The organism is Marinitenerispora sediminis (assembly GCF_003336425.1).
Classification (GTDB): domain Bacteria; phylum Actinomycetota; class Actinomycetes; order Streptosporangiales; family Streptosporangiaceae; genus Marinitenerispora; species Marinitenerispora sediminis.
In genome coordinates, this window is record NZ_QEIO01000129.1 from 1 (window position 1) to 15495 (window position 15495).

At 72.5% G+C, this 15495-nt stretch carries 14 protein-coding genes, 1 CRISPR repeat array and 1 riboswitch; of the genes, 1 reads left to right on the forward strand and 13 read right to left on the reverse strand.

Going from position 1 to position 15495, the window contains the following annotated elements; all coding sequences use genetic code 11:
- The 9 genes from DEF28_RS20795 to DEF28_RS20835 form a co-directional block, all read right to left on the reverse strand.
- Window positions 1–320, reverse strand: a 320-nt coding sequence (locus DEF28_RS20795) for a DUF2469 domain-containing protein (protein ID WP_114446199.1), incomplete at its 3' end; no start/stop codon positions are given.
- A 150-nt stretch (window positions 321–470) separates the two neighbouring features.
- Complete coding sequence (gene lepB, locus DEF28_RS20800; RefSeq protein WP_449405547.1) at window positions 471–1562, reverse strand: signal peptidase I; 1092 nt, start codon at window positions 1560–1562, stop codon at window positions 471–473.
- A 72-nt stretch (window positions 1563–1634) separates the two neighbouring features.
- The gene (gene rplS / locus DEF28_RS20805) at window positions 1635–1994 is read right to left on the reverse strand and encodes a 50S ribosomal protein L19 (RefSeq protein ID WP_114400701.1); all 360 of its coding nucleotides are present in this window, start codon (window positions 1992–1994) and stop codon (window positions 1635–1637) included.
- Between the two features lie 148 nt (window positions 1995–2142).
- Window positions 2143–2931 (reverse strand): tRNA (guanosine(37)-N1)-methyltransferase TrmD, encoded by a 789-nt coding sequence (trmD, locus tag DEF28_RS20810; RefSeq protein ID WP_114400700.1) that lies wholly within the window; start codon window positions 2929–2931, stop codon window positions 2143–2145.
- Window positions 2932–3018: 87 nt separating this feature from the next.
- The gene (gene rimM, locus DEF28_RS20815; protein WP_114400699.1) at window positions 3019–3537 is read right to left on the reverse strand and encodes a ribosome maturation factor RimM; all 519 of its coding nucleotides are present in this window, start codon (window positions 3535–3537) and stop codon (window positions 3019–3021) included.
- A 230-nt stretch (window positions 3538–3767) separates the two neighbouring features.
- Complete coding sequence (locus tag DEF28_RS20820) at window positions 3768–4010, reverse strand: RNA-binding protein (RefSeq protein ID WP_114400698.1); 243 nt, start codon at window positions 4008–4010, stop codon at window positions 3768–3770.
- Between the two features lies 1 nt (window position 4011).
- Window positions 4012–4458 (reverse strand): 30S ribosomal protein S16, encoded by a 447-nt coding sequence (rpsP, locus tag DEF28_RS20825; RefSeq protein WP_114400697.1) that lies wholly within the window; start codon window positions 4456–4458, stop codon window positions 4012–4014.
- 305 nt (window positions 4459–4763) lie between these two features.
- Window positions 4764–6362: a signal recognition particle protein gene (gene ffh / locus DEF28_RS20830; protein ID WP_114400080.1), complete on the reverse strand. Its 1599-nt coding sequence runs from the start codon at window positions 6360–6362 to the stop codon at window positions 4764–4766.
- A gap of 186 nt (window positions 6363–6548) precedes the next feature.
- Window positions 6549–7724 carry a hypothetical protein gene (locus DEF28_RS20835; RefSeq protein ID WP_233515444.1) on the reverse strand — a complete coding sequence of 392 codons (1176 nt, stop codon included), beginning with the start codon at window positions 7722–7724 and terminating at the stop codon, window positions 6549–6551.
- A 359-nt stretch (window positions 7725–8083) separates the two neighbouring features.
- Here DEF28_RS20835 and DEF28_RS20840 point away from each other — a divergent pair, with 359 nt between their 5' ends.
- Window positions 8084–8737, forward strand: coding sequence for a hypothetical protein (locus DEF28_RS20840; protein WP_114400082.1), 654 nt, complete (start codon window positions 8084–8086; stop codon window positions 8735–8737).
- Between the two features lie 132 nt (window positions 8738–8869).
- Here DEF28_RS20840 and DEF28_RS20845 read toward each other — a convergent pair whose 3' ends face one another.
- From DEF28_RS20845 to DEF28_RS20860, 4 genes are all read right to left on the reverse strand, one after another.
- Entirely contained in the window at window positions 8870–10174 is a 1305-nt protein-coding gene (locus DEF28_RS20845) for an ammonium transporter (protein ID WP_114400083.1), read from the reverse strand.
- Between the two features lie 316 nt (window positions 10175–10490).
- Entirely contained in the window at window positions 10491–11672 is a 1182-nt protein-coding gene (gene ftsY / locus DEF28_RS20850; protein WP_114400084.1) for a signal recognition particle-docking protein FtsY, read from the reverse strand.
- Between the two features lie 85 nt (window positions 11673–11757).
- Window positions 11758–12789 carry a FecCD family ABC transporter permease gene (locus DEF28_RS20855; RefSeq protein WP_114400085.1) on the reverse strand — a complete coding sequence of 344 codons (1032 nt, stop codon included), beginning with the start codon at window positions 12787–12789 and terminating at the stop codon, window positions 11758–11760.
- The gene (locus tag DEF28_RS20860) at window positions 12790–13743 is read right to left on the reverse strand and encodes an ABC transporter substrate-binding protein (protein WP_114400086.1); all 954 of its coding nucleotides are present in this window, start codon (window positions 13741–13743) and stop codon (window positions 12790–12792) included. It abuts the gene before it with no gap.
- Between the two features lie 112 nt (window positions 13744–13855).
- Window positions 13856–13920: riboswitch (cobalamin riboswitch) on the reverse strand.
- A gap of 194 nt (window positions 13921–14114) precedes the next feature.
- Window positions 14115–15486: direct repeats of the CRISPR family, unit length 29 nt; unit sequence CGGTTCATCCCCGCGCCTGCGGGGCTTGG.
- Window positions 15487–15495 lie beyond the last annotated feature (9 nt).

Sequence of the window (15495 nt, forward strand, 5' to 3'; positions counted from 1 at the left end):
TCGGGGCGGCCGGTCGAGGGAACCTCCAGATCAGCCTTGGTGATCTCCTCGACGTTGACGTCCTTGAACGTCACGACGCGAACGTTCTTCACGAACCGTGCGGGACGGTACATGTCCCACACCCACGCATCCTGCATCGTGACCTCGAAGTACATCTCCCCGTTCTCCGTCGATCGGGGCTGCAGGTCGACGTGGTTGGTCAGGTAGAAACGGCGCTCGGTCTCCACCACGTAGCTGAACAACCCGACGACGTCGCGATATTCGCGATAGAGCTGCAGCTCCATCTCGGCTTCGTACTTCTCCAGGTCCTCAGAACTCATTCCGCCGCTCGCTTTCGTCGTGCACCCCCGGCACTCAGTGGCCCGGCGGCACACCCGGCCGGACACCGGGCGGCACCGTCGCGGCGGGAAGCCGGGAGCTTCCCCACACACTCCCCATGATGGGCCATCTGTCAACAACCGGCGGCGAAGCTAGGTCGGCGAGCTCTCCCGGTCGGCCTTGGCGGCCCGGCGCCAGACCCGGCGGCCGGTCAGGTGGACCGGGACGGCCGCGGCAGCCCCGAGCGCGAGCGGGACGGCAGCGGCAGCCGCGCCGGCCGTCTCCTCGTTCAGCCGGTCGAACGTCTGCGGAATCGGCAGCGTCGTGATGCGGTTCAGCGGCCACACGATCACGAAGGCCCGCCCCACCACGGAGTCCTCCGCGATGGTCCCGGCCCCCGGGTCGGACTGGTGCATGCGCGAGTCGTAGGAGACCGCCCGGTGGTCGCCCATCACCCACAGCCGGCCCTCCGGCACCGTGACCGGGCCGAACTCCTGGTGGGTCTCCAGGCTGCCGGGGTAGAGGTAGGGCTCGTCCAGCGGCTCGCCGTTCACCAGGACCCGGTTCTGCTCGTCGCAGCACTCGACGGTGTCGCCAGGCAGCCCGATAACGCGCTTGATGTAGTCCTTGCCGGTGGGCGCCACCCCGAACTGCTGGCCCACCCAGGTGAACAGCCGCGAGACCGGGTTGGCGGGCTGCTCCACCACCACGGTGTTCTCCTCGTCCCAGGACCCGCTGCCGTTGAACACCACGACGTCGCCGCGCTGGATGTCGCGCACCTGGTAGACGAGCTTGTTGACGAGGACGCGGTCTCCGATGAGGAGGGTGTCCTCCATGGACTTGGACGGGATGTAGAACGCCTGGACCACCCACGTCTTGATGACGAACGCCAGCACCAGGGCGATGACGATCAGGATGGGGAGTTCCTTCCAGAACGACCCCGTCTTCTCCTCGCCTCTGGACTCGTTCTTCGCGCTCATGGTTTCGCCCGCGCTCTCCCCTGTGCCTGCAGGTTCTTCTCTGGGCTCGGCATGCCGGCCGCCTCCCTCGGCGTGCGGGGGACCGGACGGGTCGCCACCGAGCGCCGCATCCCGCCCGGACCCTCCTGGAACGCCACTGGCTCCCCCGTGCTCGGGCATGGGGGAGCCAGCATCGTCAGGCGGCCCACTCGATCCGGGTCGATCGGGCTCGCCGTCGGTGTCGCGGATCTCAGCGTCGCGGGGATCCAGTTCGTCCTTGCTCATCGGCAATGAAGCCTAGCCGAGCGGGACGCCCAACGCCGGTAAAGGCGCTCGGCCACGCGACGCGTCGTCGAGTCAGCGGGCGATCGGCTCGCGGCGCTCGCGGATGCGGGCGGCCTTGCCGCGCAGGTTCCGCAGGTAGTACAGCTTGGCGCGGCGGACCCGGCCGCGGGCGGCGACCTCGATCTTCTCGATCACGGGGGTGTGCACCGGGAAGGTGCGCTCCACGCCCACGCCGTAGCTGATCTTGCGGATGGTGAAGGTCTCGCGGCTGCCCGGTCCCTGCCGCCGAATGACGACACCCTTGAAGACCTGGATCCGGGACCGGTTACCCTCCGTGACCCGCACGTGGACGTTCAGCGTGTCGCCGGGGCGGAAGTCGGGCACGTCGGAGCGCAGCTGGGCCTTCTCAAGCTCCTGGATAGCGGTGTGCATCTCAGCGGTTCCTCATCGATTGCGCGCCGCGGCGACAGACAGTGCGGTTCGCGCGGGCGGATCTGCTGGGGTCGAATACGGTCGCCTCTGCGGTCGCTCGTTCCGGTGGCGGCATGCCTACGACGGCTGACGGCAGGGGCAACTCGACTTAGTCTGCCACAGAATCGGAGCCGACCTGTAACCGGGCCTCGTCGAGCACCTCGCGGTCGCGGCGGTCGAGGACCTCCGGGTCGATGCGGCGCAGCAGGTCCGGCCGGTTGCGCGCCGTCTTGCGGAGCGCTTCGTCACGGCGCCAGCGGTCGACCGCTCCGTGGTGGCCGGACAGCAGCACCGGCGGCACCTCCTGGCCCCGCCACTCGGCCGGCTTGGTGTAGACCGGCCCTTCGACGAGGTCGTCCATGGCTCCCGGCGCGAACGAGTCCTGCTCCGCCGACTCCGCGTTGCCGAGCACACCGGGCAGCAGCCGCGAGATGGTCTCCACCATGACGAGCGTGGCCGACTCTCCGCCCGCGAGCACGTAGTCGCCGATACTCAGCTCCTCCACCGGCATCCGGCGCCCGGCGTCCACGGCGACACGGGAGTCGATCCCCTCGTAGCGGCCGCACGCGAAGACCAGCCACGGCTCACCGGCGAGCCGGCCGGCGTGGCGCTGGGTGAACGGCACCCCGCTGGGGGTGGGCAGGATCAGCCGGGGCACCGCGGCCGGTTCCGGCCCGACCACGGCGTCCAGGGCCTCACCCCAGGGCTCGGGCTTCATCACCATGCCGGGACCGCCGCCGTAGGGGGTGTCGTCCACCGTGTGGTGCCGGTCGTAGGTCCATGAGCGCAGGTCGTGCAGCCGGATGTCGAGGAGCCCCGACCGGCGCGCCTTGCCGATCAGCGAAAGTTCGAGCGGCGTGAAGTAGTCGGGGAAGATGGTGATGATGTCGATGCGCATGGCACTTCTCCAGGGCCGGTGGTCGCGCCCTACGTGGTTCGGGGGCCGCGCGGCGCCTCCCGCCGGGGCGGCGGGAGGGAGCGGCGGCTAGGACGTCGAGGAGAGGTCCAGCAGCCCGGGCGGCGCGTCGACGACCAGCCGGCCGGCCGCGGTGTCCACTTCGGGGACGAGTTCGCGGACGAAGGGGACCAGCACCTCGCCGCCGCCGGTGCGGCGGATGACCAGCAGGTCCTGGCCGTGGTGCAGGACGTTGTCCACCACGCCCACCTGGGTGCCGTCGGCGGTGTCGGCCCGCAGCCCGATCAGCTCGTGGTCATGGAAGTCGTCGGGGTCCTCCGTCGGCGCGATGTCGGCGGAGTCCACCATGAGGGTGACGCCGCGCAGCTCCTCGGCCGCGGTGCGGTCGGACACCGACTCGAAGCGGACCAGCAGCCGGCCGGAGTGGGCGCGTACCGAGCGCACGGTGAGGGGCCCGCTCTCCGCGGGGTCGGTGAGCAGCTGGATTCCGGGAGCGAACCGCTCCTCCGGATCGTCGGTGCGGACGTCGACGGCGACGTCGCCGCGGATGCCGTGCGCGCGACCGATCCGTCCCACAACGAGACGCATGTTCTCCTCATACCACTTGGGCGTGTCCGGGGGGTACTCCGACGGGGCGCCCGGCGCCGGCCGCGCGGCGGAGACGGGCCGCCTGGCGTCGCCGCCGCTCTCCCGCCGACTCGGGCGGAAAACCGGTGGCCGGCCTCAGCCGGAGCGGCGCCCGTGGCGCCCGCCGCCGGAGGCGGGCGGCGCATGCGGACGGGGCGCCGGCCGTCCCGGCCGGCGCCCCGCCACGCACGTCAGCGCACTTCGTGCAGGTCCAGCAGATCGACCCGGACGTACCGCCCACCGGAGAGCGAACCGATGACGGTCCGCAGCGCCTTGGCGGTGCGGCCGTTGCGGCCGATCACCTTCCCGAGGTCGTCGGGATGGACCCGGACTTCGAGCACCTTGCCCTTGCGGAGCCGGCGAGCTCGCACATGGACGTCATCGGGGTTCTCCACGATCCCCTTGACCAGGTGCTCCAGCGCCTCTTCGAGCACGTCAGCCCTCGCCCTCGGACTTCTCCGCCGTGGCCTCGGCCGGCTTCTCCGCGGCCTTCTCAGCCTTCTTGGACTTGCCCTTGCCCTCGTTGCCGCCCGGCAGCACGAGCTCCTTCAGCACGGCCTGGAACGCGGCCTCCTCGGCCGCCTTGTCCTTCGGCTCCGCCACCTTCAGCGGCTTGGGCGCCGGCAGGCCCTTGAACTTCTGCCAGTCGCCGGTGAGCTTGAGGATGTGCTGCACCGGACCGGTGGGCTGCGCCCCCACGGACAGCCAGTACTGCGCCCGCTCGGAGTTCACCTCGATGAAGCTCGGCTCTTCCTTCGGGTGGTACTTGCCGATCTCCTCGATGGCCTTGCCATCGCGCTTGGTACGGGCGTCGGCGACGACAATGCGGTACTGCGGCGTACGGATCTTCCCCATACGCTTGAGCTTGATCTTGACAGCCACTGGTGTGGTCTTCTCCTGATTGCGGCGTGGTCGCCCGGCACCGCGCCACGTGGGGTTGCGGCGCACCGCCGGAGCGGGGACGTGGGCGAGCGGGTAAGTAGAGGGCAGACCCGGCACGCCGTTAGTCGAAACTCAATTGTGCCAGACGATCCGACGTTCCCGGCGCGACCCGCGGGCCGCCGGCATGTCGGCCGGCCCGCGGGTCGCGCCGGGGGCGGACACCCTCCGCGCGGCGCGGTCGCATCCGCGCCGGGGGGTGGACACCGCCACCGGCGCGAATGTGGCGCATATCACTTAGACAGGGGCTACTTCTTCGGCAGCTTGAATCCGGAGAGGTCCGGGACCGACCCGCCGCCGAACCCCGGCGGCAGCTTCGGGGCGCCGCCGCCGCCGAAGCCCGGGGGAAGCTGCGGGGAGGCCGGCTCGCCGGGGCCCTGCTCCCGCCGGCGCTGGCGCTCCGCGGCCTTGGCCGCCTCCTGCTCCCGGGCCTTCATGGGGTTGCCGCTGCGCTGCTTGCCCTTCTTGCCCTTCTTGCCCTGGGCCTTGGCCGCCTTCTTCCGGCCGCCGCCCATGCCCGGCATGCCCGGCATCCCCGGAATGCCGCCGTTCTTCATCTGGCGCAGCATCTTCTGCGCCTCGAAGAACCGGGTGACCAGGCCGTTGACGTCGCTGACCTGGGTGCCGGAGCCGTTGGCGATCCGCAGCCGGCGCGACCCGTTGATGACCTTCGGGTTGGCCCGCTCCGCCGGGGTCATCGACTGGATGATCGCCGCGATGCGGTCCAGGTCCTTCTCGTCGACGTTGTTGACCTGGTCCCGCATCTGCCCCATGCCGGGCATCATCCCGAGCAGGTTGCCGATGGGCCCGAGCCGGCGCACCATCGTCATCTGCTGGAGGAAGTCGTCCAGGGTGAAGTCGGCGTCGGAGGCCAGCGTGCTGGCCATCTTCTCGACCTCGGACTCCTCGAACGTGCGCTGCGCCTGCTCGATCAGGGTGAGCACATCACCCATGTCGAGGATGCGCGACGCCATCCGGTCGGGGTGGAAGAGGTCGAAGTCCGCCAGCTTCTCGCCGGTCGAGGCGAACATGATCGGGCGGCCGGTGATGTGCCGGATCGACAGCGCGGCGCCGCCCCGGGCGTCGCCGTCGAGCTTGGTGAGCGCGACCGCGTCGTAGCCGACGCCGTCTAGGAACGCCTGCGCCGTGTTGACCGCGTCCTGGCCGATCATGGCGTCGACGACGAACAGGATCTCGTCCGGCCGCACGGCGTCGCGGATGTCGGCGGCCTGCTGCATCATCTCCGCGTCGACGCCGAGCCGGCCGGCGGTGTCGATGATGACGACGTTGTGGTTGCCGCGCCGCGCGTGCTCCACCGACTGGCGGGCGACCTCGACGGGGTCGCCGACACCGTTGCCGGGCTCAGGCGCGAAGACCGGGACGCTGGCCCGCTCCCCCACCACCTGGAGCTGGGTGACGGCGTTGGGCCGCTGGAGGTCCGCGGCGACGAGCAGCGGTGTGTTGCGCTGGTCGGCGAGCCACTTGGCGAGCTTGCCGGCGAGCGTGGTCTTACCGGCGCCCTGCAGGCCCGCGAGCATGATGACCGTGGGCGGGTTCTTCGCGAACCGGATCTCCCGGGTCTGACCGCCGAGGATCTCGACGAGCTCCTCGTTGACGATCTTGATGACCTGCTGGGCCGGGTTCAGCGCCTTGGAGACCTCTTCACCGCGGGCGCGCTCCTTGACCTGCGAGATGAACTCGCGGACGACGGGCAGCGCGACATCGGCCTCCAGCAGCGCGAGGCGGATCTCCCGCGCGGTGGCGGCGATGTCCTCCTCGGACAGCCGTCCCTTGCCGCGCAGCGAGGAGAAGACCGATGTGAGCCGGTCGGAAAGCGTCTCGAACACGTGGATGTCCCGTCCTTCGTCTCGGGATTGGCTTCCTAGGTTACCCGCCGGGGCTTCCGGCGCGCGCCCCCCGGAACCTGCCGGTGAGCGCGGTGGTCGGCGCGGCGCGCCGAGGCCCGGGAGCGCCGCCGGCCCGGACGCCGCCAAGGCGCCCGGGCCGGCCGGGGCGGTGGACGCCGACGAGCGTCAGTCGCCCGCGTCGGCGCCGGCGGCGGGGCTGGCCTCCGGGCTGGCGGACGAGCCTCCCTCGGCGGCGGCCAGGGTCGCCTCGCGCTGCTCCTCGACGGCCGTCTTCAGGGCGTCGAGCCCGTCACCGGTCATCGCGCGGGTGGACAGCAGCCCCTCGCCCGAGATCTCGTAGCTCTGCGGGTTGGCGCTCGGGGCGAGGGCGTAGTCCACCGAGCAGGAGAGCTCCACGGTCTTGCCGGCCTCCAGCGTGGCGATGTCGTCGCACTTCTTCTCGCCCAGTTCGGCGTTGCTGAAGGTGGCGTCCATGCGCACCCGGGTCGCCCCCGTCGCGTTCGTCGAGGCGTCCCGGACCGTGCCGGTGACCGTGCAGGCGCCGCCGGTCTGGCAGCTCATGTCCAGGTCGCCGTCCCACTGCACCTGGATCGTGGAGTCGCGGGAGCCCTTCAGGTCGTCCTCGACGGTGGCGGCGAGGGAGTCGTAGACGGCCTCGATGTCCTCGGTCGATGGCTGGGTGAGGTTCAGCGCGGCGCGGGTGGTCACCTGGGCGTCCTCGGCGGGCGCGAGCGACTCGATCTGCATCCGCAGCAGGCGGTACGGCTCCTCGACCGAGATCCAGATCTTGCCCCCCTCCAGGTTGATCCGGTAGGCGGGGGTCCCGTCGAGGTCCTCCTCGACCGCCTCGGCCTCGCCCTCGGCCGGCGCGATACCGCGCAGGATCTCGGCGAGGTCGGCCGGGGCGAGCACGGCCCCGGGGTCGACGCCGAGCAGGGTCGGGGTCACGCGCACCCAGTTGTCGGCGTAGGAGTCGGTGTCGGGGTTGTAGACCGACTGGGAGAGCCAGTAGGAGTCGTCGGAGGACACGAACAGGTGGTCGTCGACCGCGATCACCCTGACCTCGGAGTCGTCCACCTGGATGGTCCCCGACGTCGCTCCGGAGTTGGTGACCGTCAGCGTCGTCGGCCGCGGCTGCCCGTTGGCGTCGGCCAGCTGGCCCTCGACCTGGACCGCGGGGGCCTCGGCGAGCGCGTCCAGCGCGGCCGCGACGATCGGGGCGGCGTCGACGGGGGCCGCGGACGGGGTGGGTTCGGGTTCGGCACCGGGACGCCAGTCGCGCAGGTCGATCGTGCACCCGGCCGTACCGAGGGCGAGCGCGGTCGCCGCCGCCGCGGACACGAGGGCTCTCCGCGTTCGACGCGTACTGGGATGTGCCGGCGCCATCATGCCTCCTGGCCCCTGCCAACGGGGGAGGGGTGTTCGGTGGGAATTCTTGGACGCGTCGGGCCGGGGTCCGGCTCCGGGCGATTACGGAGGGAGACCCACGCTCCGGACACGTGAGCACCTGGGAACATACCCCACCGCGAATCGTGAGGTTCCTCCGTTGCCCGCCAAGACTACCCAATGGCCGCGTATTGCCCGGTCAGCCGACGCGCCGACGGCGCGGCGCCTGGCGTCGTAGGGTGGGCGCCGGCACGCCCGGAGGGGGATGCGCGGCCCCGCCGGATGTCCGGCGGCGAGGCGGGAGGAGCAGGCACGTGGAACGCTGCGTGGAGTGCGAGCGGCTGGGGGTGGCGGAGTACCGGATCTCGTCGAACGGCGACCGGGTGTGGGTGTGCGAGGAGTGCGACGCGATGTGGCGGGAGGGCGACGACCGGCGCTCGCCGTGCTTCGCCGACATCCTGCGCTACCTGGCCGAGTCCGGCCTGACCCCGGCCGCGCTCGCGCCGGTGCGCGCCCCCGCGGCGGCGGCCCCGCCCTACCAGCGGGCCTGGCGCGCCCTGCGCGACCTGCTGGGTGAGGGCCGGCTCAGCGTGCTGCGGGTCGGCGGCTACGCGGCCGAGGCCCGCGACGCGGTCGGCCCCTGGGGGCCGGCGGCTCCCCCGCTCAACGCCGCGCAGGTGATCCCGCCCGAGCCCGGGCCGGTCCGGTTGCGGCTGTCCGGCGGGGTGGTGGTGGAGCTCGCGGTGGAGGTCCCCGGCGGACCGCTGGAGCTGCCCGGCGCCCTGGAGGGCGAGCCGGGCCCGGACTTCGGACTGCTGTCCCGCGCCGACGTGGAGTCGGTGCTGCGCCGCGTCGGGGCGCGGGTGTCGGAGTCCCCGGAGGGGCTGCGCTTCGACACCGGCCGCTTCGGCGGCGAGGTGGCCTTCGACCGCGACCGGCCGTGCGCGCTGCGGGTCCGGCCGGCCTGAGCCGGTCGCCGGCCTGCGCCGGTCGCGGGCCGCTCGCCCGGAACGCGGCCGGGCCGGCGGGACGCATCCCCGCCGGCCCGGCTCACCCCACGGCATCTCCTGGTACGGCCGCGGACCTCTACGTTGAGGCCGCTAGGCCCGCACCTGCTGTGAGGGCGCCTCCTCGCCCGGAGGCGTCGGCGAGGAGAGCTCACCTTCCATCTGATCCAGCTCGTCGAAGGCGTAGGCCGTCTCCGAGTGGAGCTCGTTGTCCAGACCGTTGGTCTCGACGTGCTCCGGGATCCGGAAGCCCATGATGAGGTCGATGACCTTGGCGATGATCCACGAGGCGACGAAGGAGTAGATCATCACCGCGACGACGCCGACGGCCTGGTAGACCAGCACCATCACGCTGCCGCCGTACAGCAGGCCGGCGGTCTCGGTGGCGGTGGCGGCGGAGGCGAGCAGGCCGATCGCCAGGGAGCCGATGATGCCGCCGACCATGTGGATGCCGACCACGTCGAGGGCGTCGTCGTAGCGGAACTTGAACTTCCAGCTGATCGCGTAGGCGCAGACCGCGCCGGACACCAGGCCGAGGATGATCGCGCCGATCGGGGTCAGGGACGCGGCGGCCGGGGTGATGGCGACGAGGCCGGCGATGGCGCCGGAGGCGAAGCCGAGGGCCGTCACCTTGCCGTAGCGGATGCGCTCGACGAGCATCCACGCTCCCGTGGCGGCGGCGGTGGCGACCTGGGTGTTGACGAGTGCGAGCGCCGCGGTGTCGTCGGCGGCCAGGCCGGAGCCGGCGTTGAAGCCGAACCAGCCGAACCAGAGCAAGGCGGCACCGAGGAGCACGAACGGCAGGTTGTGCGGGCGCATGGACTCCGACCCGAAGCCCTTGCGGCGGCCCAGCACCAGGGTGAGGGCGAGGGCGGCGGCGCCGGCGTTGATGTGGACGGCGGTACCGCCCGCGAAGTCGATGACGCCGAGGTTGAGGATCCAGCCGTTGCCGGCCCAGACCCAGTGCGCGACCGGGAAGTACACCAGGAGCGCCCACACCGGCACGAACAGCAGCCACGCGCCGAACTTCGCACGGTCGGCGATCGCGCCGCTGATCAGCGCGACCGTGATGACCGCGAACATCATCTGGAAGCCGGCGAAGGCGAGTTCGGGCAGCCCGGAGTCGTCGACACCGCCGATCAGGCTGCTCAGCCCGGCGCTGGAGAAGTCACCGAGGAACGGGGCCAGCGGCCCGTAGCCGTCGCCGAACGTCAGCGAGTAGCCCACCGCCACCCACAGGACGCTGACGATCGCGATGCTCGCGAAGCTCATCAGCATCATGTTCAGCACGCTCTTGGCCCGGGACATGCCGCCGTAGAAGAAGGCCAGGCCGGGCGTCATGAGCATCACCAGCGCGGCGCATACCAGCACCCACGCGGTGTTGCCGCTGTCGATCATGTCGCCTCCATCGTCGGATTGGGGGATTCGTCGCTAGAGAAGGGTGGTTTCCGCTGGCACGTCCTCGGGCTCCACGGCAAACGCCACGTGGGACAGCGTCACCCTGCCCTGTTACTCGCCTGGACCGGAGTTGTTGCGCCGGTGTAAAGAGATCGGCGCACGTGTTACGCCTGCGTGACGGGTCGTCACATGGCAACCCCGCTTTCCGGCCGGTTCCGGGCGTCGTTACCGGAATGTGAACCGCACGGCCGACCCCCGGCACACGCGAACGGCCCGCGCCCCGGAGCGGGGCGCGGGCCGTCGTCGTGCGGATCCCTCAGTCGGTGCGCAGGACCGCGTCCACGAACTCCTCCGCGTCGAAGGGCGCGAGGTCGTCGGGCCCCTCGCCGAGGCCGACGAGCTTGACCGGGACGCCGAGCTCGCGCTGCACCTGGATGATGATGCCGCCCTTCGCGGTGCCGTCGAGCTTGGTCAGCACGATGCCGGTGACGTTCACGGCCTCGGCGAACACCCGTGCCTGGCGCAGGCCGTTCTGCCCCGTGGTCGCGTCGAGCACCAGCAGCACCTCGTCCACCTGCGACTGCTTCTCGACGACCCGCTTGACCTTGCCCAGCTCGTCCATGAGCCCGACCTTGGTGTGCAGCCGGCCGGCGGTGTCGATGATGACCGTGTCGACTCCGTCGGCGAGGCCGCGGGCGACGGCGTCGAAGGCGACGCTCGCGGGGTCGGCGCCCTCGTCCTTGCGCACCACCGGCGCGCCCACCCGGGAGCCCCAGGTCTCCAGCTGGTCGGCGGCGGCGGCGCGGAACGTGTCGGCCGCGCCGAGCACCACGCTGCGGCCGTCCCCGACGAGGACGCGGGCGAGTTTGCCGGTCGTCGTCGTCTTGCCGGTGCCGTTCACCCCGACCACCATCACCACGCCCGGGCGCTCGCCGTGCGGCCCCGTGAGCACGGTGCGGTCGAGTTCGGGGTTGATCTGGGCGATCAGCTCCTGGCGGAGCAGCTCCCGGACCTCCTCCGGGGTGCGGCTGCCCAGGACCTTCACCCTGGTGCGCAGCCCCTGCACGATCTGGGCGGCCGAGGTGACGCCGACGTCCGCCGTGATCAGCGTGTCCTCGATCTCGTCCCAGGCGTCCTCGTCCAGCCGGTCGCTGGACAGCAGGTCCAGCAGCCCGCGCCCGAAGACGTTCTGCGACCGCGCGAGGCGGGCCCGCAGCCGGACCAGCCGCCCGGCCGACGGCGGCGGGGTCTCGATCGGGACGGCGGCCGGCGGAGGCTCGACCGGGGCGGCCGGCTCCGCCACGGCGACCGGTCCCGCCTCCGCCTCCTCCCGCTCGGCGACCGCGGTGGCGCCGGACGCGCCCTGGTCCCCCTGTCCCGGCCCCCCGGCCCGCGGCGGGCGCGGTTCCTGGGGCCGGCGCGGCCGGATCAGGAACGCACCGCCCACCACCAGCAGTGCGAGGACGAAGATGGCAACGGCAACGATCGTGTAGTCCATAGCGTTTCCAGTCTCGCAGACGAGGGACACGAGGTGGTCACCCCGGCGGCGGGGCGCGTCAGCGCCGCGAGCGCTCCGGCGGGACTCAGCCGCGGTGGTGCCGCGTGGCACGCAGCACCACGAGGAAGAACGGCGCGCCCACGAAGGCGGTGACGACGCCGATGGGCAGCTCCGCCGGCGCGACCACGGTCCGCGCCGCGATGTCGACCAGGACGAGGAAGGCACCGCCGACCAGCAGCGACATCGGCAGCACCCGCCGGTAGTCGCTGCCCACCATCCGCCGCACGAGGTGCGGGACCACGATGCCGACGAACCCGATCAGCCCGCTGACCGACACCGCGGCGGCCGTCGCCAGGGAGGCGGCCGCGATCACCAGCAGCCGGACGGCGGTGGGGTTGAGGCCGAGGCTGGCCGCCTTCTCGTCACCGAGGGCGAGGAGGTCGAGCAGCCGGCCGCAGGCCAGCAGCACCAGCGCGCCGACGGCCGCGTACGGCGCCACCAGGACGACGTCATCCCAGCCCCCGCGGCCCAGGCCGCCGAGGATCCAGGCGAAGACCCGCTGCAGCTCCTCGATCCGGAACTGCTGCACCAGCGTCTGCACCGCCGACAGGAACGAGGAGACCGCCACACCGGCGAGCACCAGGCCCGCGGTCCCGCCGCGGCCGGCGGTGCTGCCGAGCAGGTAGGCCGCGGCGACGCCGAGCAGCGCCCCGGCGAAGGCCGCCAGCGGCACCGCCCGCACTGGTCCCAAGCTCAGGGCGGGCGCGAAGACGATCACCAGGGTCGCGCCCAGCCCCGCCCCGCCGGCCGCCCCCAGCAGGTAGGGGTCGGCCAGCGGGTTGCGGAACACACCCTGGTAGCCGGCGCCGGCGATGGCGAGCAGGCCGCCGACCACCGCCCCCATGACCACGCGGGGCAGCCGCAGCTCCAGCAGGACGGCACGCTGCCGCTCGTTCAGCGGGCCCTCCACGCCGAGCGGCAGCGCGGCGGCGAGCTCGCGGAGGATGTCGCCGGGGGTGATGCTGGCGGCCCCGGCGGTGACGCCGAGGAGCATCGCCGCGGCCAGCGCGAGCGCGCCGAGCGGCAGCCACAGCCCTTCGGGCCGCCGGACGCGCATCTAGGCCGCGTCCTCGTCCCCGCGGCCCTCCGCCGCCAGCAGCGCGTCGGCCACGTCCTGGGTGAAGTCGACGACGCGCGGCCCCCAGCGCGAGGCGGTGTCGGGGTCGAGCGCCACGACGTCGCCGTTCTCGACGGCGGCGATGGTGTCGAAGGCGGGGCGGTCGGCGAGGTCGGCGACCGCCGCGTCGCCGCCCGGGTAGCTGAGGAAGATGAGGTCGGGGTCCTGCTCGACGACGAACTCGGCGGACAGCTGCGGGTAGCCCCCGGCGGTGTCGGCCGCCTCGTCGGCGATGTTGCGCAGGCCGAACAGCGAGTACACCTGGCCCACGAAGGTGTCGGACGTCACCGAGTACAGCCCGGCGTCCAGCTCGTGGTAGTAGCTCGTGTCGGCCTCGCCGAGCTGGTCGCGGGTGTCGCTGACGATCTCGTCGATCGCACCCTGCACCTCCTCGGCGGCGGCCGCCCCCTCGTCGGCGTGCCCGGTCGCGGAGCCGAGGAGGCGCATCTGGTCGTAGGTGTCGTCCAGGTCCTCGGCGGCGGGCAGCAGCAGGACGGGGATGTGCAGCTCGTCAAGCTGCGTGGCGGTGTCCTCCGCGTCGCGGGCGAGCACCACCAGGTCGGGGTCGTGGTCGCTGATGGCCTCGACGCTCGGGGTGAAGCCGGAGAGGTCGGTGGTGGGCGCCTCCGCCGGGTAGTCGGAGTACTCGTCGGCGGCCACCACCTGGTCGCCCGCACCCACGGCGAACAGGATCTCCGTGCCGCTCGGCGACAGCGAGACGATGCGCTGCGGCGCCTCGTCCAGGGTGACCTCGCCCCGGGCGTCGGTGACGGTCACCGGGAAACCGGCGGACGGTGCGGCGGCCTCGGTCTCCTCCGGGGCGCCGGAGGCGCAGCCCGAGACGGCGAGGACGGTGAGCAGGGGGACGGCGAGCAGGCGGCGTGGCACGCGCACGGGACTCCTCAGTTCCAGGTACAGGCAGGGGCGTAGGGGGGAGTCCGGAGTCCGGTGCGGACGGACTGCCCTTCCCACGAGGACAGCGATCGTCGGTGTCCGAAGGAGGCGACCTGGCTCGTCCCGCCGTCGTCGGCGGGCGTCACAGTTGCGGGACAGCGCCGGATTCACACCGGACTTCGCTCCCTCGGTACCGCGTGCCCGCCCGGACCTGCGGCCCGAGCTGCGGCAACCCGTCCACTTTACGAGGGTCGCGAACCGCCCCCGGCGCCGGGGGCGGGGTTGGCGCCGGCCCCGGTCTGGAGGGGGATGCGCGGCCGGCCGTCGGGGGGTGCGGGAGGTCCGGCCTGTGCGCGCCACGCCGCCGAGACCGGTTCATCCCTGCGCCTGCGGGGCTTGGTGCGCGGCGCCCATGGTGGCCGGCACCCACCACGGTTCATCCCCGCGCCTGCGGGGCTTGGGTTCGTCTACGTGCCGCCGAGCCGCAACCGGCCGGTTCATCCCCGCGCCTGCGGGGCTTGGTGGTGCGCGCCATGGAGCGGCGGACACTGGCACGGTTCATCCCCGCGCCTGCGGGGCTTGGGTGACCGTGGCCACCTCGGCGGCCGTGGAGGGCGGTTCATCCCCGCGCCTGCGGGGCTTGGGTTGACGAGTTCGGACTTGGTGAGGTCGTGGGCGGTTCATCCCCGCGCCTGCGGGGCTTGGCAGCCTGTCGAGCCGAGCGTCGATTCGCGCGGCGGTTCATCCCCGCGCCTGCGGGGCTTGGGGCCAGTCCGGTGTGGCAGGTGGTCGAACGCACGGTTCATCCCCGCGCCTGCGGGGCTTGGTCGCCTACCAGCCCACGCCCGAACTCGTCACGCGGTTCATCCCCGCGCCTGCGGGGCTTGGAGCCCGATGAGATCGAAGGCCCTGTTCCTCTGCGGTTCATCCCCGCGCCTGCGGGGCTTGGTCATCGGCGATGCCCACCGCGTAGGCGATGCCCGGTTCATCCCCGCGCCTGCGGGGCTTGGCTCCGCCGCTGCCTTGAGAGCGGGGTTGGGGTCGGTTCATCCCCGCGCCTGCGGGGCTTGGCTCCGCCGCTGCCTTGAGAGCGGGGTTGGGGTCGGTTCATCCCCGCGCCTGCGGGGCTTGGCGAGTGATGGTCGCGACGCTCGTTCCCCACTGCGGTTCATCCCCGCGCCTGCGGGGCTTGGACGCCCCGGAGGATGTTCCAGCCGAGTCCTGCCGGTTCATCCCCGCGCCTGCGGGGCTTGGGTCGGCAGACCTCGGAGCCCGGTGCGGCCGAACGGTTCATCCCCGCGCCTGCGGGGCTTGGCCCTGAGGAGGACCGCGCACCGCCCCCGCACGGGGTTCATCCCCGCGCCTGCGGGGCTTGGGCGGACGTCGGCCGCTGCCGGCGCCCGCGTCGTCGGTTCATCCCCGCGCCTGCGGGGCTTGGTCCTGCGTGGCGAGCAGGAGCGCGACCCCGCACGGTTCATCCCCGCGCCTGCGGGGCTTGGCGACGTGCAGACAGGCGGAACTGCCGCCCCAACGGTTCATCCCCGCGCCTGCGGGGCTTGGGAGTCGGCCTGGACCCGGATCCGGATCGGGTGCGGTTCATCCCCGCGCCTGCGGGGCTTGGGCCACTGCCGAGACGAATGGGGGTGTGGATGCCGGTTCATCCCCGCGCCTGCGGGGCTTGGTGGCCATCGCGCATGAGCGGCCACAGGCGCCGCGGTTCATCCCCGCGCCTGCGGGGCTTGGGCCGAGGTG

Bases quoted from the DNA above. Each gene is read 5' to 3' on its own strand.
- DEF28_RS20855 (WP_114400085.1), bottom strand. From the start codon at position 12,789: ATGCGCGTCCGGCGGCCCGAAGGGCTGTGGCTGCCGCTCGGCGCGCTC.
- rimM (WP_114400699.1), bottom strand. From the start codon at position 3,537: ATGCGTCTCGTTGTGGGACGGATCGGTCGCGCGCACGGCATCCGCGGC.
- trmD (WP_114400700.1), bottom strand. From the start codon at position 2,931: ATGCGCATCGACATCATCACCATCTTCCCCGACTACTTCACGCCGCTC.
- ftsY (WP_114400084.1), bottom strand. From the start codon at position 11,672: ATGGACTACACGATCGTTGCCGTTGCCATCTTCGTCCTCGCACTGCTG.
- lepB (WP_449405547.1), bottom strand. From the start codon at position 1,562: ATGAGCAAGGACGAACTGGATCCCCGCGACGCTGAGATCCGCGACACC.
- rplS (WP_114400701.1), bottom strand. From the start codon at position 1,994: ATGCACACCGCTATCCAGGAGCTTGAGAAGGCCCAGCTGCGCTCCGAC.
- DEF28_RS20845 (WP_114400083.1), bottom strand. From the start codon at position 10,174: ATGATCGACAGCGGCAACACCGCGTGGGTGCTGGTATGCGCCGCGCTG.